Source organism: Paenibacillus assamensis DSM 18201, from assembly GCF_000422445.1.
Taxonomy (GTDB): Bacteria; Bacillota; Bacilli; order Paenibacillales; family Paenibacillaceae; genus Paenibacillus_B; species Paenibacillus_B assamensis.
In genome coordinates, this window is sequence record NZ_KE383837.1 from 307750 (window position 1) to 332039 (window position 24290).

Sequence of the window (24290 nt, forward strand, 5' to 3'; positions counted from 1 at the left end):
TATTCTGCTAGCGATACCTCTAAATCGTATGCCTTTCTTGGTCGGCCTAACAATGCTACTACCTTAGTGCCTAATTTTGAATTCCATTTACAGGCTTGATGGACATTGATGTAACTATTTTATTAGAATTGAAATCAACCTCTACCATGGGAGAACCTTTTTTCGTCATTTCGTATACTGGAAAATCAGGTACTTTTTTAGCCGTATATCCTTTAAGATCGAGATTAAACACTTTCTTCGCAAAAGCTGACGCATAGGATACTGCGTTCTTCTCTGTTAACGCCTTCTTGTCTGTTTTTCCAGTTGCTTGATAATCAGAAACTCTCCATACTTTCCCCGTTTCCGCACCTATATCTATAGAGGTTTGTCCATTTTTACCTAAAACCGACCATACATCCCTATCTTTACTTTTATATCTCATCATACTTGCCACTTCCTTTGTTCGACCCATCGCAGCTTTAAACTCATGCTCTGCTTTTTTCTTTATGTCAGCATTCCACTCAGACTTAGGATAACTTACCGATGCAAATTCTACTTTGTCACCATGAAGCAATACGTTGAAGTGTTTTCCTTGTATGGATGCAGATGCGATCTCACCATTTTTGCCCTCATAACTTATCATTTTCATTACTTTCTCAACCTCAAACGTTTGTGCGGGGTCTACTTCCTTTAAAGTTTTCAACGCCAATTCAACTTGTTTAGGATCTGCTTTATTTTTACTTACATTGATAGACACAAATAATACTTTTCCTGTTTTTTTATCCACCACAGCATAACCATCATCTTCTTTTTCCTTAGTTCGAATAAATACTCTAGTATCATAAATAGATGCTGAATCAATGAGTTCCACATCTTTGCCTGCGAGTTGGCTCAAGCTCTTTTTCGCTGCTTCTACGATTTTTTTGTCCACATCAGCTAGCTTTATCGACTTCATAATCGCAACACCTTGTATGACTGCACCCGGCGCGGCTGTTACCTCGGAATAAGGAGTAAGTAACACCCCTGTCGCTACTACTACTGCCAACAACCATTTTCCTGTTTTCATATGCATTTCCCTCCTAGTTTTTTATGAAAAGGTCTGGCAATATGCCAGACCTCAATGTATGTCCTTAGTATTTAATTGCGAATGCCATTTACAGGCTTGATAGACATCGATGTAACTATTTTATTGGAGTTAAAATCAACCACAACCGTCGGAGCACCTTTTTTCGTCATTTCGTATGTAGGAAAATCCGGTATTTTTTTGGCCTTGTATCCTTTTAGGTCAATGTTGAACACCTTCTTTGCAAACGCAGATGCATAGGATACTGCGTTCTTCTCCGTTAACGCCACCTTGTCTGTTTTTCCAGTTGCTTGATAATCAGAAACACTCCATACTTTACCTGTTTTGAAACCTATATCAATCGAGCTTTGACCATTTTTACCAACAACGTACCACATGTCCCTGCCCTTATCTTTATATCTCCCCATACTTGATACTTCCATTGTTCGACCCGTCGCTGCTGTAAATTCACGCTCTCCTTTTTTCTTTATGTCAGCATTCCACTCGGACTTTTGATAACTTACTGATGCAAACTCTACTTCTCCCCCAGAAATCGTTACCCCAAAGTTTTTTCCTTGTACGGATGAAGATACGATCTCGGCAGATTTGTCATCATAGCTTGTCATTTTCATTACTTTCTCAATCTCAAACGTTTGTGCAGGGTCTACTTCCTTCAAACTGTTCAGTGCCAACTCAATTAGCTTTGGGTCTGCTTTATCTTTACTTATATAGATATACGCTGATAATACTTTACCTGTTTTTTGGTCTAAAACAACATTACCTTTGTCTTCTTTTTCCTTAGTACGAATAAAAATTTTATTATCATAAATCGATACGGAATCAATTAATTCCACATCTTTGCCCGCCAATTGTCGCAAGCTCTTCTTCGCTGCCTCTACGATTTTTGCATCCAGATCAGCTAGCTTTTTCGTCTCACTCTTCTTAATCGCAACACCTTGTATGGATACACCCTGCGCGGCTGTTACCTCGGAATAAGGACTAAGTAACACCCCTGTCGCTACTACTACTGCCAACAACCATTTTCCTGTTTTCATATGATTTCCCTCCTAGTTTTTTATATTCAATTTATTAGAGCATTTACTGTTGTAAAAAGCTTTCTCTTTTATGTAATTCGCCCCTTATTACATATAGGGCTGGCCCTAACAGAGCTCTCTTCAACGAAGAATAAGGCCTAGCAATCTGCTAGACCTCATTGTCCTAAATATGCTGACGCATAGGTGACTGCGTGCTAGTTGAGACATGTACGCGAGTTCCTATTCACAAGTGACGGCGCTACAGTTAAACGTTGAAATAAAGCTGAGTCATTTTATGAGCGTAACTCATATTGTACAGAGAGTCCCGCCAACAGCGAACATCTGCGCTTTTATTTTGAACTAAGTTGCTGCCTCAACATGTTAATTTCTTGAATCCAATGCTCTGCATCATTTACTGACCAAGCAGCTGTTTCCTCCCCTTGTTCTGTCTTAAATGTAATTTTCAAAAGTTTATATCCAATCTTGCCTAAATGACTATTCGTAGTACCGATATGGACGATTTTATTAAGCGGTAGTTCTAAACGTTTTTTGGGAACGTACATCTCGTAACAAATGGCCGTCCTTGCTAAATATAGCAAGCCATTTCCTCTTACCTGCTTCATACCCTTGGAGAATACACCGTAAAAATTAGATAGGTAACTCGTTAATACATATTGCCCGTCTCTATGTTGCCTTCTAACACATATCATTCTAAAAATGATTCTAAAAAAGAGTAAGGAGATTACACCCCCTACAATTACGAGCATACCGATTTCAATAACATCCATTCCGCAACACTCCCGCTTCATTTTATTAGTGATATCAATCAAACTGTCGATCGTCGTAAAGGCTAACTGCATGAAATGACCGTAACGGTTGCCACAGAGGCTATTCAGCTTGAATTTCCTTCATTTAAAATGTAACGATTGCCAGAGAGCTTATTAATCGGAAAATCAATCAAAATCACCAAAATCGTAAAAATAAGCGCTCCCAAGACCGTTAAAATCAGAGAACGCACGAATTTGCTAAAATAGCGTTGATAGCGTTCGTTAGAGCTCCCCCATGCTACATCGCAGTAGAAAAACAAATACCAACGTCTACAATCAGCACCAACCAATTTTATCGAAGCTAACATCATCCTGAATCCAACGTGCTACTTATCTTTCTTATTCCTCTAAAATATTACGATTCCAAAATAGATCAAACCAACCACTAATAAAAGAATTGAAATAACGTATTGATTGTTTCCTCTCAAATACCACCATTCCATACTAGCGTGAAACCCTGCACTAACCACAAAAACGATTAAGAAAAACCACTTCATCATATATTCATCTGTCACATCTAATACAAAGAGGTACAGGCATATCGTAAGAACTGCAAGACATCCTTGTCCCTAATATATGTATCAAACTTTGCTTAATAAACAGCCGGATTGTGTGCCGCACGAAGGATTTGCAGAATGGGAGCTTATACCTGGCTGCTGGCTGCAAGTTGCTGAAGGGCAACCCGCCAAAGATAGCGGCCCCATCCGTCTAGGGGTAATGGATATAGAGGCTGAGCGAGATAGGCTGATGAAACAGTTACAAATCGAACGATTTGACATCCATACTAGAGCGGAAGTACCCGTAAAATGGGGCACACTCACTGATCCTTGGGGTAATCGCATCGGTTTCTTTCAATATTTGAACTCGGTAGACGCAGAAGAACGAATGCAAACCATTTTGCGAAAATAAAGTTGCATACATCTGATATTCGTGAACCAGCCTCCAATAGACTCTCGGTCTGGGGGCTGATTTTAGCTTTGTATGCATGTCTTTGATACCTGTTATCCTTGTTAGCACACTCCTTCTTAGCGAAGGGCATATGTTACATAAACAAGATGAACACGCTATCGCTCATCATGTATAAAGGATACCGGGTAGCTGAAGGAGAATACAAGCATGCCTAAATATCGTATTATCGTCGATCTGTCGGATCGGACCTTATATTTATTAGATGGAGATATCGTCGTGCGTGGATTTCCAGTCGGAATCGGGAAAATGTTAACGCAGACTCCTGCTGGAGAGTATACGATTATTAATAAAGAGCCTAATCCTGGAGGCCCTTTCGGAGCCTTTTGGATGGGCCTTTCCAAGCCGCATTATGGCATTCACGGCACAAATGATCCTTCTTCCATCGGCCGACAAGTTTCCCATGGCTGTATTCGCATGTACAATGAAGATGTGTTAACACTAGCTTCTCTTGTACCTATTGGTACTCGTGTTACGATAAGACCGTAGTTCGTTTTGAGTGAGGGCTGCCCTTGCCCTTACTGTGAAAAAGCTCACTAGAGAAAATAGAAAATAACCCTGATCTTTTCTCCCGAAGACCAGGGTTATTTCTTCTAAATCAAGGCTATTTCTTCTTACATATAAATATCGACGATCGTTCCTGCATCTGTACGTAAACTCTCAAATACATGCTGACTGATACGTACACCACCATTACGATAGCGATTCTCTATTTCATCTGCTGCTACCTCTGCTCCGTTTACAATTACCTTACGGACCGCTGATCCGGTAATATGATACACGAACGTGACAGGTACTCCTACATACTCGAACTCGAATCGCATGCCATCTAGTGATTGCGGCAGCACAGGATCGATAATAAGATCCCCATTTTCCAGTCGAATGCCAAGTGTATTGGATATCAGTTGGTTCATATAAATACCAGGTCCGCTGGAGTAAATTCTCCAGCCGCCTTTCACAGCTACCTCACCAGCACGAAGCTTGTCAAAGCCCTCCTGCGCCTCGTAACGGGTATTGAATTTGCCATCTGAGCTGCTGAAGTACGCATTACTTTGTCGTAGTTCTGCATTGCAGACCACATCACGAAGCCCTATCGGATTAATCATTGCAAGCCCGCTCCATACTTCACTTGCCTTGCCCAGCTTCGCCATCGCTTCTACATAGCGAATGTGAGCATGCACATATTGCAGCCCGATCTCCCTGCCGAAATTCGCCGCTTGCTCTGCACGCTTGAAATGTGTACTTACCCCACCCGCGTATTGGGCTGGTCGGTTCATCAACCTTACCCCGTCTGGGCAGTACAATTGCTCACGAATAATGCGGTAATGGGACTCCGCTTGTTCTGGCGACAGCAATTCGCTAATCATACTGCGCGTCATCGGCAGCAATCGATACTGGATGCCCGTTTCTTCATCTGTTGGGTGCAGCATAAGCTTCGCCTCGTCAGGCTGCTCCATATAGACGAACCCCGGAATAACGTCCGTTTGCAGCATATATTGGTTGAAGTCGCGCTCGATTCCCTCGGCCATTTCACAGAGATCAGCAGCCAATTCCTTATCATACTCATGAATGACTTGTGAGAACTGACGAATCGTCTGATACGTTAACGCAACCGTCCAACTGCTAATTAAATATTGCTTTAACTGCGCGTTCGCCGGTTGGAGCGTATCATCCCAATCGCCATCCCCGTAAGAAGACAAATACGTATCATGCAGAAAGTGATCTCGAATATAGGATATTTCCTTTTGCGCGTGTGCCAGCACGGTTGCACGTTCTTCCGTAAAGTCGAAGCTGTGCTTGCGGGTATAAGGCACCAGTTCCTCCAAAATGCTAAAGTCGCGTGTAACAGCCAAGTAGTCGCCAAGTATTTTCAATGGCCATACGATAATATCGCCGTGACTGTCTTCTTGTTGAATTTTCGTATATTTATCAAACATAAACCACTGCGGCCAGTTCCCGTCATCCTCGTACTGATGCGCGAATACCGTTAGCAATATTTCACGAACCTGCTCATAGTTATGAGTCGCCATAAAATATTCAACCGGGCCTTGGCACACATCTCGTGTCCCCCAAGCCGCCCCGCCGTACTGCTCCAAGCCATGTGGCACGGAATAATGCACAAGCATGTTGTGTGTGTACCACCAAGCTAATGCATTTACTTTGAACAAGTCACCTTCCTGCCCATTTTGGTGCGATAAACGGAACCCATTCATCACATCAGCAAAAAACGCTCGGTATTGTTCCATTTCCGATGACATATCGATCTCCTGCAAAGGTAGCATTTCACCATCAATGAGCCCTTGCACGCCCAATGTCCAAGCACTGCTCGCACTTAGCTCTAATACAGATAAAGATGCATTGCCTTGTTGTATCCTTGGAGCCAGCATCCTTTCATCCAATATAGACATATGAGCTCCATCTATTTGCATTCGGTATGCTAAATTCGGATGCACCTCTGCACTAAGCGAAGACACATCTGCTTGGAACACCAACATATTCCCCTCTTGGCTCACATGGTACGGAAGCTCATACTCATCAACATTCATCGATATTTGACTGGTTACGACGAAACGATAGCTGTAGCCATTCATCGAACGGACATTCAATCTCACTTCTGGAGTGTTGACTGTTGTAAAGTTCGTTATAATCAACCAATCATTATCTGTTTTGTAGTACCAACGCGCGTAATTGAACCCCATTTCGAACAACGACGGCATAGCAAGCAAACGATAGATGCCGTCCAACTCTACATAAATGCGCTGCCCAGACGTTTTTGGTATATTAAGCGCATTGCGAGCATTCGTCATCATTTTATTGAAGCTTGTATTGCCGACAACAAGCTGCGAATTGAAAATGCCATACATGTACGAGGTCGTCGTTATCACATCATGTTTCATACGCGCATTGTCGCCGCTCATCAAAATATGTCCATGAGGACGCTCTACACGCAGCTCTTTCTCTTTCAAGACAACATGCTCATATTTTTCTGTAAAGAAGGACAGAAGCTGGCCATTCTCCCGCTCCTCCTGATAACGCTGCGGAAACAGCTGTTCCAATTCTTTTTCCGTAATCGGCAGCGTTTCCAGCGGAACACCAAAATGCGTGGATAACTGTATAGGCTCAAACCATGTTCCACCTTCACCAAGCGCTTGTGCTTTCATCACACCATTTTCGATGCCATCCCATGCCAACTGTACCTCATTACCAAATTCAAGTGAAGAAATAGCTTCAGGATGATTCTCTTTATACAGTCCGTAAAAGACGAATCGAGACTCGCCTCGCAATGGAACTCGTTCTGACTGAATAGCCGTGTACGCAAATTCATATTGGTAGATTTCATTAGCTAGTGTCGCTTGCTTTAGTCTCTCAGGTTCGTTCGTCTCTTTATAGGACAAGCCGAAAAATTGAAAACCATCTGTTGAATACCCGATTGATCTTGTCAACGCTCCTTGCTGAATATATGGAAATTGTCCGCCTTGCGGCAAGTTCTGACGTGAACAAATCACATAACCTCGGCTATCATCTTCAAATACAGCATGATCGATATAATGGGACAAATACGCTTCGTTACTGCGAACAGTGCGTGGATCAGCGATACCGATGTCTTGCCCATAGATAATATCCATATCTACATCCACGTCTGCACCTTGTCCCTCAACTGCTACATCCCAGAACCAAATTCCCTGTTCCGTCAAGGTCAGTACGACACGATAACTTACCGATGCTTCCTCTCCAGGCAGCTCGCCTTCCCACATCATCGTGTTTCCTTCCGTCCATACACGGCTCGTGGAACGAACGCCTAAGAGCGGATAGGCTTTAATTCCATCTGGTTCGTATAAGCGCAAATACAAATTGTTCAGCGAACCATCGATGGAGTTGGCCAGCCATTGGTTAATCATTACACCCTGATAAGTTGCCTGATATAAATCTCCACTAGGTAAGAACGTAAAAGCTAGAGGTCCCGCTTCAAGACGGACTTGTGTTTTCGTCAACGTTGTCATCTCCTCACTCCCAATCCTTATCGTCTCTATGCATTACCGTACAAAATGAAATCTACGCTCCATTACATCTCGACTGTTCGATCCTACAAATACAGCAAATTCCCCTGGATCGCTTGCAAACTGCAAATCGGCATGATGATAACGAAGATCTTCTTCTGTAATTGTAAATGTCACCCTGCAACTTTCTCCCGGCTCAAGTAATAGCTTCACAAAATGCTTAAGCTCCTTAAGCGGCCTTACGACATCACCTGCGATATCACGCACATACAATTGGACGACTTCCTCACCTGACCGCTCGCCTGTATTCGTTACCATTACTTCAACATGAAGCGGACGCTCCACCGTCATAATATCTTCTAATAGAGCAAGCTCTCCATAAACGAACGTGGTATAGCTCAAACCGTAACCGAACGGAAGCAGCGGTGCATTCGGAGCATCTAAGTATCTGGATACATATCGAGCATCTACATCCTTCGGATCATGCGGACGCCCTGTATTGAACTGATTATAATAAACAGGCACTTGTCCTACGGAATAAGGGAAGGACATCGTTAATCGACCAGACGGATTCACATCGCCGTATAAAAGCTCTGCAATTGCTGCCCCACCTTCGCTTCCCGGGTACCACGCTTCAAGTACCGCATCGACTTGATCATAGACACCGTGCAAATCGAGCGGGCGTCCGTTAAACAGCACTGCAACGATAGGCTTATGCAGCAGTTTCAATCTTGCGATCAGTTCCAGCTGTGCTTGCGGCAGCTTAATATCAGCTCGACAGCCTCCTTCACCGCTCATATCCGAGTGCTCTCCTAATGCGAGCACGATGACATCTGCTTGTTCAGCCGCCAATAACGCTTCGCTGTACTGCTCCTCTGTCATCAGCTCAATGCCGGAGCCTTCGGCAATTGCAACGAGCGAGTCTGGAACTTTTGCCAGTAACGCCTGATCTAGGCGAACTGCATCTTCCTTTACTCCCGTCCAAGACCAGTTGCCCAAAATATCATTGTTCTTCGCAAATGGTCCGATCAAGGCAATACGGCTGCTTGGTTGCAGCGGAAGCACGCTTCCTTCATTTTTCAACAGCACACACGACTTAGCAGCCATTTCCCTCGCAATGCCGCGATGCTCCGCACAACATACAACCTCACGCTCAACTTCAGGATTAGCACCGCGCAGCGGGTTATCAAACAAACCAAGTCTATCCTTCAATTGAAGGACACGCAGTACAGCTTCATCAATAAGCGCTTCATCCACTTTGCCGCTAGCGATGAGATCAGGCATATGATGAACATACGTCGACGTCATCATTTCAATATCAACGCCCGCTTGAATGGCTTTGTAAGCCGCCTCTTCTTCGTTGGCCGCGACCCCGTGTGGGATAAGCTCCTTAATAGCAGCCCAGTCGGAAATGAGCACACCGTCAAAGCCCCATTCATCTCGCAATAAGCTGCGCATCAGCTTTCTGTTGGCAGTCGCCGGAATACTATCTACCGTATTGAAAGAGGTCATTACCATTTCACAGCCTTCATCTAAGGCAGCTTTGTACGCGGGCAAATAATATTCACGCAGCTGGCGTTCTGACAAATCGACGGTGTTGTAATCTCTTCCGCCTTCAGCAAGACCATATGCAGCAAAGTGCTTCACACATGCAGCTACACGATGCACATCATTCGTGAGGTCGTCTCCCTGAAATCCTCGAACAAACGCTCGTGCAAACATACTGTTCAAATACGGATCTTCACCTGTAGATTCCATGACTCGTCCCCAGCGAGGATCTCTAACAAGGTCTACCATCGGCGCAAATGTCACATGAACGCCCGACACGGCTGCTTCCTTAGCTGCAACTTCCGCACTTCTCTCCGCTAGCGCCAAGTCCCATGAACAGCCAATAGCAAGTGGGATTGGGAATATCGTCTTAAAGCCATGAATGATGTCCGCCATAAAAAGGAGCGGGATACCCAATCGATTGTTCTTCAAATGCGTTTGCTGAATATGCTTAATCTTTTCCGCACCAGCAAGCCCTAAGGCCGAACCAGCTTGGCTAACCGTCTCCTCGGTAATCCCCAACTCTTTCATCGGACCGGTAATAACGCCATCGCTGTCCGTTCCGTCATAGAAGGGAGCCGCTAGCTGGAGCAGCTGTGCGATTTTTTCTTCTAATGTCATTTGCTTCAGTAAATCTACCATTCGCTGTTGATTAACCATCCTTGTTTCCTCCCGTTCATACATGCCTTACTGAGCATGCTGCACATTATCGAAACGTTTCACCAAACAGACATACGAAATAAAACCTCGTACCCTCATACAGGAAGCCAATCCAATACTCGCTTTATTTTTCGATCCCAATAGCCCCATTCATGTTCGCCTGGCTCTTCTTCATACGTTATCGTTAGCCCTGCATCTATAGCATGATTACGAAATGATACATTGTCTCGGTACAAAACATCTTCCGTGCCGCAGCACTGATACAAATGAAGCTGTTGATCTTGACTCGTGGCAAGTCGAGAAGCTAATGCAAATAAATCATTGTCACTGCCTTGTAACTCTTCACGATTGCCGAAAATACATTCTGCTTCAAATGGCAAGAAGCTATTGGGGCCATTTACCCGACTGACAATATCCAAGCCCCCTGATAAACTAGCAGCTGCCGCATACCGTTCAGGAAAGCTTAGACCTAACTTGAAAGCCCCATAGCCTCCCATCGATATGCCAGCTACAAAGTTATCTTCCCTTCGTTCTGACAAAGGAAATAAAGAACGGGCTACAGCAGGAAGCTCTTCACTCAAGTAAGTAAAGTATGGGGCACCTTTCTTCATGTCGGTATAGTAGCTGCGGCCTACGCTGGGCATAACGAGGGCAATCCCTTTATCCTCTGCCAGCCTTTCTATAGACGAATGACGTCCCCATTCCGTATGATCTGCTCCAAGTCCATGCAGCAAATACAGCACAGGCAGGTTGCCATCACGACTCGCACGCAAGGCAGAATGTTGAGGCAACATAACCTGAATATTCGTGGTCATGGCTAATGTCTCCGCATAAAACTGACATTGAATATTCGCCAAAGGTACCCTCTCCTGCCCGCGTTCCCTTAGTTCTGTGCAGCGATGACCGACTTGCGTTCCATTAGTTCAATTCCTAACTTGTAGGCAGGATTTACTTCATCCCCATCTATCATCTGGAACAAGAGATGACCTGCCAATGATCCAGCTTCACGCTTTGGTTGGCGGATTGTTGTGAGCGCCGGACTCACATATTCAGCAAGCTGGATATCATCGTAGCCAATGACAGAAATATGATCAGGAATGGAAATCGAGCTCTCCTCAAATGCTTTCAATCCACCGATCGCCATTTCATCGTTGCCGTAAAAAACAGCTGAAGGCAGTTCTCCCTGCATAATCATCATCTTCGTAGCACGGTAGCCGCCTTCGCGTACGAAATTACCGCTCAACCGCCATTTCGTCTTTTCTTCAAGACCAGCTTCCTGCAAAGCACGAAGATAGCCTTCATAGCGGCGTTGATTGTCATAGGAGTTGGTAGGACCGCTAACATACGCAATCGACTTGTGCCCTTTTTCAATTAAATAGCGAGTCGCCGTGTATCCCCCTAGCTCACTATCCACAAGCACATTAATTAAATAGTCACTGGATATTTCACGGTCCATAACGACAATTGGAAAACGTTCACTTGCACATTCTTTCAACGTCTCATTACTAATGTTATACGCCAGCACGATAGCTCCATCCGCTCTATTCTCGCGCAAAAATTTCACAGCCGTAGAATCTCGACCGCCCATAGAGCTGCATGCAATCAAGTCATAACCTCGCGCAAGCGCGACATCTTGAATGCTCTGGATTAGTTCGGAGTAGTACGGTCCAGATAAATCGGTCAAAATAAGGGCGATCGTCTTCGTACGGCTCCTTTTCAAATCCATGGCGAAGCCGTTTTTGCGGTAGTTTAATTGACTAGCGGCTTCCAACACTTTCGTTCTTGTCTTTGCGCTCACCTTGCTGTCTCCATTAAGCGCGTATGACGCCGTTGAAAGCGCGACCCCCGCCAGCTTTGCCACATCTTTAATCGTTGCCATTAAACGTCGTCCTTTCTTTCCTTGAGCATGAATATACCTATCAAAATCAATACGTTACGTTTATAAATCCGTTATTTATAGGTGTAGCGCAGGCTTGTAAGCTTGTAAATTTCCACCAAGCGATCTCTTTATGTCTATATTACTTCATCCCCGAGATCGTGTAACCTTCAATAATATGTTTTTGGAAAAATGAGAAAATGATTATAATCGGCACTACCATGAACGCAGCCCCTGCCATTTGCAGGCCGAAGTCCGTACCATGCTCACCTTTTAACAACGACAATCCTACCGACAAGGTGTAAAGAGAATCATCATTCGCCATAATGAGCGGCCATAGGAAGCTATTCCACGCGCCAATGAAAGTCAGTATGCCTTGAACGGCAAACACAGGCTTCGCGATAGGCAATATGAGTCGGAAAAAGATTTTGATTTCCCCTGCGCCATCAAGACGTGCCGCTTCTAGTAAATCCATCGGTATCGTCGTCATAAACTGACGGAACAAGAAAATACCGAATGCGCCAACGAGCCCTGGCAGCACGATCCCGGTCATCGTATTCGTTAAGCCCATCGCATTGACGATCAAGTAAACCGGAATCATCGTAACCTGACCCGGAATCATCATCGTTGCCAACACCAAGTAAAACATTTTGTTGCGTCCAGGAAATTCGAACTTGGCAAACGCATATCCAGCCATCGCATTAAGCAAGAGCCCAATAAAGGACCAAAATACAATTGTCATCGTGTTTTGGAAATAGACGAGAAAGTCCATTTCTAGAAATAGCCGTTTATAATTATCAAGCGTCGGCTGATCAGGGAAAATCGTTGGCGGTACAGCTGTAAATTCATTCGCTGGCTTGAATGATGAACCGATCATCCAAATGAACGGAATCATCATGATAAGGCCCCCCGCAACGAGCAGTGTTGTCATAAATACCTTTTCAAGTCGTCTAGCGGTCATCCTTTATTCCTCCTTCCCATTCCATACGATTCAGAAAGCTGCTTCTTAATATTCCACATCTTTTTTCCTTACGATAAACTGAATGATGGTCGCTGCAATAATAAATAGGAAGAGTACAAAAGAACCTGCAGCCGCATAACCGAAATTACTAAGCTGGAATCCGTTGTTGTATATAAAGAGCGCCATAGACATCGTTTCATTAAGCGGCCCGCCTTTTGTCATAACGAGTGGTTCCTCGAAGAACTGAATCCAGCCGATTAGCGTCGTAATCGTGACAAAGAAAGTAGCGAAGCCAAGCAGCGGAACGGTAATGTAGAATAGTCTTTGCCGTTTGTTCGCTCCATCGATTTCAGCAGCCTCATAATACGTACGCGGAATTCCCTGAAGGGCAGCTAGGAAAATGATCATATTCACGCCCATTGACTTCCACAGTGCCATTAAAATTAATGAGAGTTTCGCCAACACTGGGTCCTGAAGCCATTTCTGTGCGGGGATATCAAACCAAGACAACATGTGATTAAACAAGCCGTACTGACTGTTGTACAAATAGCCCCATACGACAGCAACGGCGACAATGTTCGTGATAGAAGGCATATAATAAATAACTCGGAACGTCTTAAACAGCCGCCCTGTTCCGTAATTAAGCAGCAGGGCAGCACTCATAGAAAGAATGATAACAAGCGGAACCCCGACAATGACATAGAATGCCGTATTATAGATCGATTTCAAAAATACCGGGTCTTTAAACAACTGTACAAAATTATCGAAGCCAACTGCGCTAATATTCGAATAGTCAGCAAGCCCTGCTAGATCGATATCTGTAAAGCTAATGACCAGTGCAATAACAATTGGAATGATGGAGAATACGATTAGCAACAGAAGCGTAGGTGCGATAAATAAGTATGGGACTCTGTATTTGGTCCACTGCTTCCAAATATGCTGCATCGTCTTTCACCCCCTCGGATTAGTGCTGCAGCCTGCCCCAGAAGGAGCAAGCCGCATCCAACAGACAACATGTGCTCGTGTCGATCTATCAAAACTAAAGCGAAATGAAGCTATGAAATTTCTACTTGCTTAAAATTTCTTTTGCCTTCTCGTTCAAAGCATCCAGCTCTGTCTTCACATCCGCATCACCGACTGTAATCTGCTCGAAACTTGCAATAATCGCTTGAGCGATCGTTTCCCATTCCTTAATGAATGGTGCAGGACGGGAATTTTCCAACTGTTTACCGAATGAAGCGACTAACGGCTCTTTTAACTTCTCATCATTCCAAGCTTCTTTTACAGATGGAAGCGTGTTCGCCATCTCATACCATTTCAACTGTGTTTCTTTCTCTGACATGTAGGAAATGAATTTCACTGCCTCATCCGCCATTTTCGTATGACTGAATACAGAAAGATTCGATCCACCAATGGAAGACGTATTCGTTTTCTTTGTAGGCATCACGATAGTCGACCATTTCCCATCAATCTCTGGTGCCTTTTCTTTTACCGTACCAATCATCCAAGGACCGCTAATGAACATAGGGATCGTTCCGTCTTTGAACGCCGCAGTAAGATCCAAATCTAAACCTTGCGGCACCAAACCTTCTTTCCAGAAACTCTTTAAATATTCGATGGATTCCACATATTCTGGCTGATTAAATAATGGCTCGCGCTGATCATTAATTAGATCACTGCCGTTCTGCCAACCGAACAAGGCGGTAGTAATTTGGTCCCGTCCATCAATCGTAATACCATACTTGCCTTCTCCTCGTGCTGTCAGCTTCTTCGAAGCATCCTTCAAGTCATCCCATGTCTTTGGACCTTCGGGATAACCCGCCTCTGCTAGCAAGTCTGTGCGATAATAGAGCACGCGTGTCTCTACGTACCATGGAATGCCTACCACTTTACCGTCATGTTTCATCGTTTGAACGGCCCCATTGAAGAAGTTCTCTTCTTTTAGGTTCGGATACTTTTCCATGTAAGAAGTCAAATCAAGCAGTGCGTTGGCATTCGCGAATTCCGGAATCCAAGAAGTTCCCATCTGGATGACATCAGGGCCGCTTTTTGAAGCTACTGCCGTCATGAGCTTGTCATGAGCATTTCCCCAAGGAATCGCTTGCACATCGATTTTTACGCCTGGATTTTGCTGTTCATACTGCTTTACCAGTTCGGGCAGCTTTTGACCTTCTCCACCCATCGCCCAAACTTTTAACACCTTTTCTCCATCTGCTGTTTCTTTAGACCCACCTGAACAACCAACTAAAGCTACCGAAAACATGAGTAATACCGTCAACGCTGCCAATAACGATTTTCTCTTCATTTCCATTCACCTCGTCTGTAATGTACGTACCTTTGAAGCTTAATGATGAAAACTTATAAATTCGAAACGTTTCGATAATTGTCGAAATAACGACCACTTTTCGCACAAAAATACTTGCTAACTAATTTGGCTAAGTACTTCCACACTTTCCTTATTACTTATGTAAACAACTTATCTAATAAGGAAACAGCTGTTTACAAGTAAAAGACACTTTGTTTATAAAAATAGATGAACAATAATTCGAAACGTTTCGATGGTCATATTATAATCTTGGATGTTAGCGTTTTCAACTACTTTTTTTATAAATGTTTAACCACGTAAAATAAAAGAGCCTGGCATTAGCCAGGCCGTGTTTAATAGACATACATTACCGTTTAGTTATCAACGTATAGATAAGGCGAACTTTTCAGTAGAAGATAAGAAATACAACATTCCTCTATCCATTTCATTAGATTAGCGCCGCCAAAGAAAATGAAACAGTGGCGACAATCCCCTATAATCAACTGAGGAGATGTCGCCACATTTTTGCTACACGAAGTGTAGCTACTTTCTATTCATTTCTTTCATGTGCTCCAATATCGGTTTATTTCTAGCTAAACGATTACTGAACCGTAAATTGCTTAACGATACGAGCACCATTATCTTTGGCCGTAATCCAAAATTCTACCGAGTACGACTTGCCCCGCTCCAACTTCGCTTGATGATCATACGTCACCGTCTCATTTGGAGACAAGGAGTCCTCCCCAAGCACCTGCATAAACATTTGGTCCGCAGATAAATGTTCAACAACTGCCCCTGTTGCATCCCTAATAATCAAGTCAAATCTTTGCGAAGTATTGTACTCCAACAATAGTGTCTCAGATCCCGTATTACGTACGGTAAATAGAAAATTGGTCTTCCCTGTCGCTGCGTCTGTACTAATCTGAACATCAGTCTTTAACGCATCTTCTGTCCGTTGTGCCTTATCTATATTTGCCAAAATTCTAACCAATGTAGTTACATCTTTTCGCTTTACTTCCGTACGGAATGACGTCGCATCCGTCAATATCCCATTATTCAATGCTGTAAATACGTAGGGAGCTGCCCATGCGGAGCTATCCAACAGATCCTTTGCTCCCGTTTCCAACGTGACTTTCTCGTCTAGCGGAATCTTAAAACCTTTCATTAAAGCAACTAGCAATTGTTCCAATGTAACCTTATCATTGGGCTTGAATTGTTGGTTCGAAACTCCGCTCATTAGCTTTGCCTCTATAACAGCAGGTATTGCCCCATTGTTTACTGCCCAGTGCGCTTTCGTATCCTCGAAGGATGGAGATATATCTGTTGAACGAAGTTCAAATAAACGAGCAAGAACAGTTGCCAATTCTGCCCGTGTCAAATTCTCATCCAACCGATCATGAATTAATTTAACAGGCTTCTTAAACTCAGGCATAGGCGGAGCGGCATAGACAGACGATCCAAGTACGCCAAATACGACCAACATAACGACAGCTATCTTTTTCTTCATAGCCTTGCTCCTTTCTCATCATTATGTTCATTAGACGACCCTCCAACTTATATTGTTGCAGACAGTTGCTTATTCGATTCAAAAAAGAAGATTTATATCTATGATTTCTTCATCACGTTCAATCTCGTTGCGAATACGATCGAGCGTCAACTTCATTCTTTCCGTGAGCTGCCCTTCTGCTTGCTTTTCACTAATCGCAATATACAAAAGGAATTGACGTAGCTTCAAAAAGGTCGGTATTCGCTCCAGCTCTTCACGCTCCAACGTACGATGCCGTGTATATCCCGCTAAAAAATAGGAGAAGAATTCCCCCATATCGTGACTGTTTTGAGCAGTCTGATTACCCTTTATCACATAATATAAAATGACAGCAATGTCGTTTACATACCAGTTGTACTGCATATCATCAAAATCAAATAAAGTAATTTGGCCGTCCGCAACGAAATAATTGCCGCGATGACAGTCATAATGGATAAGCCCATAGTTCTGAGATGTCACAGGAAAAGCATGCAGCTGTTTCAGCACTTCTTGCCCATATGTAATAACAGCGGGTTGTCCCTGCAGCAATTTCGAAAAATGCTGTAAACGAGGTTCCTCATGCCATTGAATACGAACAAATGAAGGATTTGAAGGTGTAAACGCCTCTGCTAGCCGATGCATCCGACCTACAATGTCGCCTAGCTGTACAAATAAAGGAGGTACCCAATCCTCTTCCGATACTTTTTCTCCCTTCGCTTTTTCGTAGCTGACAAAGTAAAACTGCGCTACCTTATATACTAACTGCCCATCTATTGTTGGAATACAACGCGATACAGGTATCCCATGTTCAGCTAAATAATTGATGTAATCAACTTCTGCCAGCAGCATCAACTTGGTACGACGTTCTCGGTGAATGATTTTAAGAATAAAAGATTGATTATTTTTTGTATATTCATAAACATAGCTTTCAAATCCGCCGATTTCGATCATCTCACTTGGATCTACGCCGTATACCAATGCCGCTACTGCGATAGTGTCATGTAACTGATCGCTATTCACTGTATCATCCATGTTGTCCATGTTGTATCCCCTCACCTCATTTACATCTCTTTCCATTCATTAAATCAGGAATGCATTTGCATGTAAAGAGGAACCGCTGCCTAGGCGCATACATACATTAATGACATATGTACCGTGAGATGGAGGTAATACAGCATGCCTTGCTCCTGCCAGCAACCTAAACCCGGCATTTTATATCAGGGTCACCCAAATGTATTAGCCCAATGGAAGACCTATCGCGACACCATGCAAGAGGTACTTCAGCCTCATCTTCATAAGACCGTGCGAATTACGCTCGATAATGGAAATACCTATGAAGGTAAGATCGTTGGTGTCGATGGGAGTTTTCTATTACTCGAAGTTATGATGCCTACCGAAGCTGTTCAAGCTCCCCAAGCCAGCTCTAGGGGATATCAATCTGCATCACCAGTTTCGGATCACAGAAACTATAGCAGCGTTATTTTACCGCTCGTTCTATATGAATTACTTATCATCACATTGCTTGTATAATAATAAACCTACATGAAAATGCCGCATTCGCCACGCTTAGTTAGCGTACAGCGAATTGCGGCATTTTCATTATTATTATTTAAGTTATCTGTTTAAGCTACATGTTTGATTCATGAACTTTTTACACTCTATTGCGATTGCGCTTGCTCCGTAGATACAGCTGTCTGCACTTGCTTCTCCTGTGTAAAGCGAAGCATGGATAATAAAATTAACACTAGAGACAATGCCCCGAAGATGCCTGCCATATACTGCAGCCCGATCGTATCCAGCAGCAGCCCTACCGTCAGAAGCACGACTTGGAACATAACCCGATCGATCATGCTGCGGAAGGAGAAGAAACGACCATGATATTCTTTAGGAATCGTCGTCTGAAAGTAAGTAGAAAGCAGTGGGAAATAACAACCTGCCGCAAAGCCAAACAATCCGAATGATGCGAGTGCAACCCATGCATAGTCTGCAAATAACAACATGAATTGAGATATGGCTATCATTACGGAGAACAAATATAATCGATTCAGTAAATTCCCGTTTCCTGAAAGGTAACGCACAAGAAAAGCTGCTACGATAAAGCATACCCCTTCTACGGCATATAGGGCACCTTTAATTTCAGAGCTCTGGTGCATTTCACTAATATTAATGACCATGAGGTTGAATGCACCAATGAATAACAAGGGAACAATAGAAATTATAAGGGCCATCGTTGCTACCGGCATACTTTTCAGCATTGGAATGACTTCTTTAAAGCTGCCTTTCGATCCATGAAGCTTGTTGCTGTCTTCTTTCTTCGTTTCGTCTACACGCAGCAGCATCGTCGATACTAGCAGCAGCACATACGCAACAAATGAAGCCATATACAACGTGTACAGGTCAACGACCATTAACAAGCTTCCTGCGGCTGCTGTACCTAATATTCTCGCCACGGTAGAAGCATTCATATTGACCCCATTCAATGTAATGAGGTCTTTCTCCGCAACAATTTGCGGGATCAACGCTTGTAGAGCAGGCAGTGTAAATGCGGCTGAGATTTGTAAAAAGACAGCGAACATTATCATCCATAATACGGAGTCAAATGCGAGCGCGACAAACATGAAGCACACACTAATTAATCGTCCAATACCTGAATAAATGAGTATCGTCTTCTTCTTATTTGCATCGATAACTCTTCCTGCCAGTGGACCGACCAATACACCTGCCAATAAGCCTGTAAACAGGATTAACGACTTCATAAAGTCAGAAGGGACATGCTTCTGCATAAATTCCAAGTTGGCGATAATCGACATCCACAAGCCTAAACTCGCAATAAATTCCCCTGCCAGTACAATCCATACATTGCGGTTTGTCCACACTTACTATCCACCTCATTTCATATGTATAATTTTCCTCATTTTTAATGTTCCTATCATACCAGCAGTCCGACAAACAAACAACTGTTCGCTTTCAAGAAATACATAAAAGCAGGTCTATGGCTCAACACCAAGACCTGCTGGAAAAGACGGTATTTGAATGAAATACGGGTAAGAAATTATCATTAGAGCGTCAGGGAAAGTATCTATACTACTGCAATTTAGAGTCAAATACCTAAGTTCTGCCCCGCTTCTTCTTCCGACAAGGACATTCCATCATGAATGCTCCGATTCATCTGATCTGACCAACGTTGATAGGCCTGCACATGTTCAGCGAGTACACCTGTAGCAATCTCGGCATAAAGTTCGCCAATCAATCGGCTTGCCTCACTAAATGGTTCTATCCCATCCACGGTCATAACCCCATATGAACCAAGCGGAAGGCACAGTAAGGTTTGATATGGACTTTTGGAATCCGTATTGCGCTCCCAATCCTCGTCCCTCGTGACATCAGCACATTGGATAATGCCTTGCTTACGGTAGCTGCGACCAGCAACCGAACGATCAACATGCAGCTGCCGTTCACCGACATAATGTTTCGGGAATCCAGCTGAGGCAAACCGAAGTGTCAACTTCTGATCCGCATATAACCATATGCCGCATCGATGATGTCCACCAGGCTTACGCTTCATATCGATTGCAATCATGTCGAGCATCCTTTGCATTAAGAATGCTGTATCTGTCAGCACGCTATAGTCATCCTGGGTCGAGCGCAGATCGTTCAACGTTTCAAGAAAAGGTTTCATATTACGCAAAGCGGAAATCGTCTGCTGAGCAGCCTGCTCGCTATTCAGCTTATCCGTTTGAACTTGTTCCATCTTCTCTTGATAGCCTTGCAATCGTTCATCCCGCTTCAATACATCCGTAATCATTTCACTAAATTTCTTATTAATGTACATGGTACGGACAAAATAAAACAACAATCCCACTGCCAATACGACAGCAAATAAATGATATCCCCAAGGCGGCAATTTATCCAATAATACTTTGATAACCGCTTCCATCTTCACCCCTCCTTGCGCGAACGCTCGACCATGTAATGGTACAAACATATGCAGCAAGTGAAGCGAACATGCATTCTTGAACAAAAAATAAGGAATAATTGTTAAATTACATTCAGCTTACTGCGAGTTGCTGTCGGAATAGGCTGCGAAGTAATATAGTCCTATAGTAATTGGGTGCTCATAAACATTTACGTAAATACACCTTCGTATGCCTGTTAGGAACGAGGCATTCTCCGCATCATCACTAACAAAATGCCACAAGCAAAAACATAACCAGTTGAATACATCAAAAATTGAATTTTTCTGCCTAACGTAATCGTTGTTCCATCCTGCCATGAGAAATCAGGTCCATTTGCAACAGCTTGCAATTGTGCTGCTTGAGCAACTTCAGCCGTTTGCTGTGCAGCAGCTTGTAATTGATCGGTCCACATAAAATACTGAAAAAATCCTCCAGCAGCTATAAACACAATGACAAACAACCATAACATTTTTCGTTTCATCATCATTACCTCCCGGTATCCATATTTATAATTATGGTCTTCCCTTTATCCCAGTCTTCTGTCTATCCATCAAACATACGATTTATCCATATCCATCATTAAGAAACCAGTTCAAACCTGTTCTGGATTGACCATGCACAAAATGGGACATGCCTGGTAACGCTTTCAACTTGAATGGACGCTTATTTACATTTCACCATAAATATAGGAAGCGAAAATATAGAATAGACATTTGAAGCTGTAATGAGAGGGATCTCAGTTCCGTAATCATCCACGCATAATTGCAAGTATGATCGTTCGACTGACATGAGGTATGAGCAGCAGCGGCCTGTAGATGAAAGAAAAAGGAATGATGTTGCCGAGTGCGTGTTGGAACTGTATATGTATAGTATAACGCAATCATTCACAAATAATCCATACTTTTTTCACACATTATTCACATTCTATCAAAAAATAAGCTTGCTTGTTATTCGGAATATAAATTAGATGTACTACTAGGCTGATTAAAGACGATTAGCAAACAACGGCAGCAGCCCCAGAAATACTCTACTTTAAACAATGTGAAAAGGTGTGCTGGACAAAAATGCATCTATTTTATTAAAATTCTCAATTAAGTAGTTAATTTGGACAAATGTGCAGTTCATTTCAACGAAAATCCCCTTAAAGAGGCTATAGATGTAAAAATAAATGCACTTTTGCGGATCTTTCCTCTAATTTGCGTATTTATAGAAAAAATAACTGCATATTTGTCCTATCTTAGACACGTCGTTAAAAATTACCACTAACCACTGTGCTTACTTGCTGAATAAATATAACTAAAAAAGCCGAGTTCAGGAACAAACGCTGTCCCTACGCCTCGACTCTCTCTATAAAGAAATTCACTTTCTAATTCAGTTACTTCCTAAATTCAGTTAGCTGTATCCAACACTTACAACCTGGCAGCAAGCTCTTTCGCCAATGGCGGCAGCCAATCCTGAACTTCATCAAACACAAATCCAGCTTGACGAGCAGCGCTATTATCCATTAACCAGCTATCTGGTACGCCAAATGGAGAACGATCCTCGTCAGATCCAGCATTCATCATAATTGCTTTTTTCCCAACTGCCTGCTCTACAATGTTCATAACCTCTGCTAACTGTAACGTTCCATTGGAACAAGCATTGATCGGACCTTTCCATAACTGAGTGCCTGCCCATTCTAAAAATGACGCAGCTTCACTCGATTGAATATAGTTCATATGAGCATTCACATTTGGCATATAGATAGGCGTTTCGTTGCTCACTCGCTCAAGATGATATTCCAGCCGTTTCGTATAATCATCCGGCCCAAGCACGATTGGAAACCTTACAGAAGCAACAGGAAATGCAGCTTTTTGATGAAACACAGCTTCACATAACTGCTTCCCTTTTTGATAAGAAAGCTGTCCCTCACCTATCGGTTCATTTAAATCTACACCGTATGGATCAAAATCAGCCTCGACATGCAGCTTACCGGATGGATTGTATACCGATAAAGTTGAAGTAAATACATAGTGACCGACACGTCCCTCAAATGCCTCTACTGCATACTGTGCCGTCTCAGGGGAATAACAGATGTTATCGTAGACGATGTCCCATTCACCTGTATGAGCAGCAGCTTGGACAGATTGACGATCTGCGCGATCCAAGATTATACGCTGAACCTGATCTCCGAACGAATCTGTCGTCATTCCACGCGTAGCAATCGTAACTTGATCTCCATTTTCCAATAACCGCTGTACGAGCCTTTTACCAAAAAACCTTGTCCCACCCATAACTAGAATGCGTCTCATATGTAATTCAGCTCCTACTATTCATGTATGTATGCACAAAAACCGCCCAGTCTCCTTCAATGATATTGAAAAAAACTAGACGGTTCTTCTTCATTTTCGTTATGATCTTTATGTTATTCATCACGAGTGACGTATTGCTGTAGGTGAAGCAGATACAGCTGCAGCCTTAGACTGAACTTTCTCTACTACTGGACGATGTACCGTAATTCCACCTTGTACCGTCCATGTAATAACTTGACCAGCAATGCCGACCGCAAGAATCGTGTACAACACATCCATCAGTGGCAAATACATCAAGGATATTAGTAATACGACTAAGTCAAATATAATAAATACAGTACCTACACTTAACTTGGCGACACGGCTTACGAATAAAGCCATAATGTCGTCACCGCCAGTAGCTCCGCCAAAGCGCAGCACCAGTCCTGCCCCGAATCCAGTTAATATACCAGATACGACAGCTGCCCAGAACAGATTAGGGCCGAAGTCAAGCACGAGCGGGGAAAACTGCTCGCACAAATAGTACGTGAGCGAAAACGCTCCTGCAGCAATCGCTGTGTTCATAATAAAGGTACGGCCTTTCAAAAACCATGCCGCGATAAAAATCGGAATATCTAATACAAGTACTGTAACCGCTGGTGACCAGTCAAATGCATATTTGCCTAGCAACGCCAACCCTACAAATCCACCTTCAGCCAAATTGTTCTGAAAGTTAATGTGATAATAACTAAATGCTAGTAATACGGATCCTAGCAACATCCATGCAATCTTACGTAATTGTTCGTTTCTCCTCATCATTGTACCCTCTCGCTTCTGTTGTCATTGTCTTCGACAGACAGCGAGGGCAAGAGATGAGGACTTCATCCTTCGAATCATCATAGTTCTCGCTTCCTTTTTCGCAGTCTGTCATACCGTCGTGGCAACTTTACTCTGCGAAGGGAAGCTAGATGTAGGAAAGATCATAACGTTTCCAGATTGTCCTTTGGGGCATCATCCTTCGGGGACGCATTGGTATCCTGATCCTTTCTTTTGTTTGGTTTGAGTTAGAGATTGTTCTCTCACTTACGTATATTATACCATATAATTCAGACACTCCAAAGCACCCTCATTCCTTAAATATCGGCGCCGTTCGCTGTATAACGGAATGAACCGTTAGAAATGAAGAAGATCACCACACAAGTTCTGCTTCCTCTTGGTTTTGCTCTTAAATGCTACTAAAGGGACACTATTGACTTAAATTTCAATCAATGGAACGACTTGTCCATAAGATGTTCATTAACCTATCACATTCCTTGTGCGTT

Annotated in this window: 21 protein-coding genes; 3 read left to right on the forward strand and 18 right to left on the reverse strand. The window is 43.2% G+C overall.

The window, feature by feature from the left end; all coding sequences use genetic code 11:
- Positions 1-70 precede the first annotated feature (70 nt).
- The 4 genes from H580_RS0115720 to H580_RS27050 form a co-directional block, all read right to left on the reverse strand.
- Positions 71-1045: a hypothetical protein gene (locus H580_RS0115720; RefSeq protein ID WP_028595631.1), complete on the reverse strand. Its 975-nt coding sequence runs from the start codon at positions 1043-1045 to the stop codon at positions 71-73.
- A gap of 71 nt (positions 1046-1116) precedes the next feature.
- Positions 1117-2097 carry a hypothetical protein gene (locus tag H580_RS0115725; protein ID WP_028595632.1) on the reverse strand — a complete coding sequence of 327 codons (981 nt, stop codon included), beginning with the start codon at positions 2095-2097 and terminating at the stop codon, positions 1117-1119.
- A 329-nt stretch (positions 2098-2426) separates the two neighbouring features.
- Positions 2427-2864 carry a hypothetical protein gene (locus tag H580_RS0115730; RefSeq protein WP_028595633.1) on the reverse strand — a complete coding sequence of 146 codons (438 nt, stop codon included), beginning with the start codon at positions 2862-2864 and terminating at the stop codon, positions 2427-2429.
- A gap of 386 nt (positions 2865-3250) precedes the next feature.
- Entirely contained in the window at positions 3251-3445 is a 195-nt protein-coding gene (locus H580_RS27050) for a DUF4181 domain-containing protein (RefSeq protein WP_084509278.1), read from the reverse strand.
- A 34-nt stretch (positions 3446-3479) separates the two neighbouring features.
- Here H580_RS27050 and H580_RS24475 point away from each other — a divergent pair, with 34 nt between their 5' ends.
- Positions 3480-3812: a VOC family protein gene (locus H580_RS24475; protein ID WP_051217491.1), complete on the forward strand. Its 333-nt coding sequence runs from the start codon at positions 3480-3482 to the stop codon at positions 3810-3812.
- Positions 3813-4019: 207 nt separating this feature from the next.
- Positions 4020-4358 (forward strand): L,D-transpeptidase, encoded by a 339-nt coding sequence (locus tag H580_RS0115745; protein WP_028595635.1) that lies wholly within the window; start codon positions 4020-4022, stop codon positions 4356-4358.
- Positions 4359-4483: 125 nt separating this feature from the next.
- Here the strand turns inward: H580_RS0115745 and H580_RS0115750 are convergent, their stop codons facing one another.
- From H580_RS0115750 to H580_RS0115790, 9 genes are all read right to left on the reverse strand, one after another.
- The gene (locus H580_RS0115750) at positions 4484-7870 is read right to left on the reverse strand and encodes a GH36-type glycosyl hydrolase domain-containing protein (protein WP_028595636.1); all 3387 of its coding nucleotides are present in this window, start codon (positions 7868-7870) and stop codon (positions 4484-4486) included.
- A gap of 33 nt (positions 7871-7903) precedes the next feature.
- Positions 7904-10075 carry a glycoside hydrolase family 3 N-terminal domain-containing protein gene (locus H580_RS0115755; RefSeq protein ID WP_028595637.1) on the reverse strand — a complete coding sequence of 724 codons (2172 nt, stop codon included), beginning with the start codon at positions 10073-10075 and terminating at the stop codon, positions 7904-7906.
- Between the two features lie 95 nt (positions 10076-10170).
- The gene (locus H580_RS0115760; RefSeq protein ID WP_028595638.1) at positions 10171-10932 is read right to left on the reverse strand and encodes an alpha/beta hydrolase; all 762 of its coding nucleotides are present in this window, start codon (positions 10930-10932) and stop codon (positions 10171-10173) included.
- Positions 10933-10958: 26 nt separating this feature from the next.
- Positions 10959-11954: a LacI family DNA-binding transcriptional regulator gene (locus H580_RS0115765; protein WP_028595639.1), complete on the reverse strand. Its 996-nt coding sequence runs from the start codon at positions 11952-11954 to the stop codon at positions 10959-10961.
- Between the two features lie 139 nt (positions 11955-12093).
- On the reverse strand, positions 12094-12912 hold the full coding sequence (locus H580_RS0115770) for a carbohydrate ABC transporter permease (protein WP_028595640.1): 819 nt from the start codon (positions 12910-12912) through the stop codon (positions 12094-12096).
- A 45-nt stretch (positions 12913-12957) separates the two neighbouring features.
- Positions 12958-13857 carry a carbohydrate ABC transporter permease gene (locus H580_RS0115775; RefSeq protein ID WP_036605361.1) on the reverse strand — a complete coding sequence of 300 codons (900 nt, stop codon included), beginning with the start codon at positions 13855-13857 and terminating at the stop codon, positions 12958-12960.
- A 121-nt stretch (positions 13858-13978) separates the two neighbouring features.
- Positions 13979-15217 (reverse strand): sugar ABC transporter substrate-binding protein, encoded by a 1239-nt coding sequence (locus tag H580_RS0115780; RefSeq protein ID WP_028595642.1) that lies wholly within the window; start codon positions 15215-15217, stop codon positions 13979-13981.
- Between the two features lie 601 nt (positions 15218-15818).
- Complete coding sequence (locus tag H580_RS0115785; RefSeq protein WP_028595643.1) at positions 15819-16724, reverse strand: BsuPI-related putative proteinase inhibitor; 906 nt, start codon at positions 16722-16724, stop codon at positions 15819-15821.
- Between the two features lie 78 nt (positions 16725-16802).
- Positions 16803-17783, reverse strand: a complete 981-nt coding sequence (locus tag H580_RS0115790) for a phosphotransferase enzyme family protein (RefSeq protein WP_028595644.1) — start codon at positions 17781-17783, stop codon at positions 16803-16805.
- Between the two features lie 135 nt (positions 17784-17918).
- Here H580_RS0115790 and H580_RS24480 point away from each other — a divergent pair, with 135 nt between their 5' ends.
- Positions 17919-18272: an LSm family protein gene (locus tag H580_RS24480; protein WP_051217492.1), complete on the forward strand. Its 354-nt coding sequence runs from the start codon at positions 17919-17921 to the stop codon at positions 18270-18272.
- A 128-nt stretch (positions 18273-18400) separates the two neighbouring features.
- Here H580_RS24480 and H580_RS0115800 read toward each other — a convergent pair whose 3' ends face one another.
- From H580_RS0115800 to H580_RS0115820, 5 genes are all read right to left on the reverse strand, one after another.
- Positions 18401-19618, reverse strand: coding sequence for an MFS transporter (locus tag H580_RS0115800; protein ID WP_028595645.1), 1218 nt, complete (start codon positions 19616-19618; stop codon positions 18401-18403).
- Positions 19619-19842: 224 nt separating this feature from the next.
- Positions 19843-20679, reverse strand: a complete 837-nt coding sequence (locus H580_RS24485; protein WP_245583577.1) for a GAF domain-containing protein — start codon at positions 20677-20679, stop codon at positions 19843-19845.
- A 215-nt stretch (positions 20680-20894) separates the two neighbouring features.
- On the reverse strand, positions 20895-21179 hold the full coding sequence (locus H580_RS0115810) for a hypothetical protein (RefSeq protein WP_028595646.1): 285 nt from the start codon (positions 21177-21179) through the stop codon (positions 20895-20897).
- Positions 21180-22107: 928 nt separating this feature from the next.
- Positions 22108-22989 (reverse strand): NAD-dependent epimerase/dehydratase family protein, encoded by an 882-nt coding sequence (locus tag H580_RS0115815; protein WP_028595647.1) that lies wholly within the window; start codon positions 22987-22989, stop codon positions 22108-22110.
- 120 nt (positions 22990-23109) lie between these two features.
- Positions 23110-23787: a YitT family protein gene (locus H580_RS0115820; RefSeq protein WP_028595648.1), complete on the reverse strand. Its 678-nt coding sequence runs from the start codon at positions 23785-23787 to the stop codon at positions 23110-23112.
- Positions 23788-24290 lie beyond the last annotated feature (503 nt).

Excerpts from the sequence above, each read along its gene's own strand:
- H580_RS0115720 (WP_028595631.1), bottom strand. The coding sequence starts at position 1,045 with ATGAAAACAGGAAAATGGTTGTTGGCAGTAGTAGTAGCGACAGGGGTG.
- H580_RS0115725 (WP_028595632.1), bottom strand. The coding sequence starts at position 2,097 with ATGAAAACAGGAAAATGGTTGTTGGCAGTAGTAGTAGCGACAGGGGTG.
- H580_RS0115730 (WP_028595633.1), bottom strand. The coding sequence starts at position 2,864 with ATGGATGTTATTGAAATCGGTATGCTCGTAATTGTAGGGGGTGTAATC.
- H580_RS24475 (WP_051217491.1), top strand. The coding sequence starts at position 3,480 with ATGTATCAAACTTTGCTTAATAAACAGCCGGATTGTGTGCCGCACGAA.
- H580_RS0115745 (WP_028595635.1), top strand. The coding sequence starts at position 4,020 with ATGCCTAAATATCGTATTATCGTCGATCTGTCGGATCGGACCTTATAT.
- H580_RS0115750 (WP_028595636.1), bottom strand. The coding sequence starts at position 7,870 with ATGACAACGTTGACGAAAACACAAGTCCGTCTTGAAGCGGGACCTCTA.
- H580_RS0115755 (WP_028595637.1), bottom strand. The coding sequence starts at position 10,075 with ATGGTTAATCAACAGCGAATGGTAGATTTACTGAAGCAAATGACATTA.
- H580_RS0115765 (WP_028595639.1), bottom strand. The coding sequence starts at position 11,954 with ATGGCAACGATTAAAGATGTGGCAAAGCTGGCGGGGGTCGCGCTTTCA.
- H580_RS0115770 (WP_028595640.1), bottom strand. The coding sequence starts at position 12,912 with ATGACCGCTAGACGACTTGAAAAGGTATTTATGACAACACTGCTCGTT.
- H580_RS0115775 (WP_036605361.1), bottom strand. The coding sequence starts at position 13,857 with ATGCAGCATATTTGGAAGCAGTGGACCAAATACAGAGTCCCATACTTA.
- H580_RS0115780 (WP_028595642.1), bottom strand. The coding sequence starts at position 15,217 with ATGAAGAGAAAATCGTTATTGGCAGCGTTGACGGTATTACTCATGTTT.
- H580_RS0115785 (WP_028595643.1), bottom strand. The coding sequence starts at position 16,724 with ATGAAGAAAAAGATAGCTGTCGTTATGTTGGTCGTATTTGGCGTACTT.
- H580_RS0115790 (WP_028595644.1), bottom strand. The coding sequence starts at position 17,783 with ATGGACAACATGGATGATACAGTGAATAGCGATCAGTTACATGACACT.
- H580_RS24480 (WP_051217492.1), top strand. The coding sequence starts at position 17,919 with ATGCCTTGCTCCTGCCAGCAACCTAAACCCGGCATTTTATATCAGGGT.
- H580_RS24485 (WP_245583577.1), bottom strand. The coding sequence starts at position 20,679 with ATGGAAGCGGTTATCAAAGTATTATTGGATAAATTGCCGCCTTGGGGA.
- H580_RS0115810 (WP_028595646.1), bottom strand. The coding sequence starts at position 21,179 with ATGAAACGAAAAATGTTATGGTTGTTTGTCATTGTGTTTATAGCTGCT.
- H580_RS0115815 (WP_028595647.1), bottom strand. The coding sequence starts at position 22,989 with ATGAGACGCATTCTAGTTATGGGTGGGACAAGGTTTTTTGGTAAAAGG.
- H580_RS0115820 (WP_028595648.1), bottom strand. The coding sequence starts at position 23,787 with ATGATGAGGAGAAACGAACAATTACGTAAGATTGCATGGATGTTGCTA.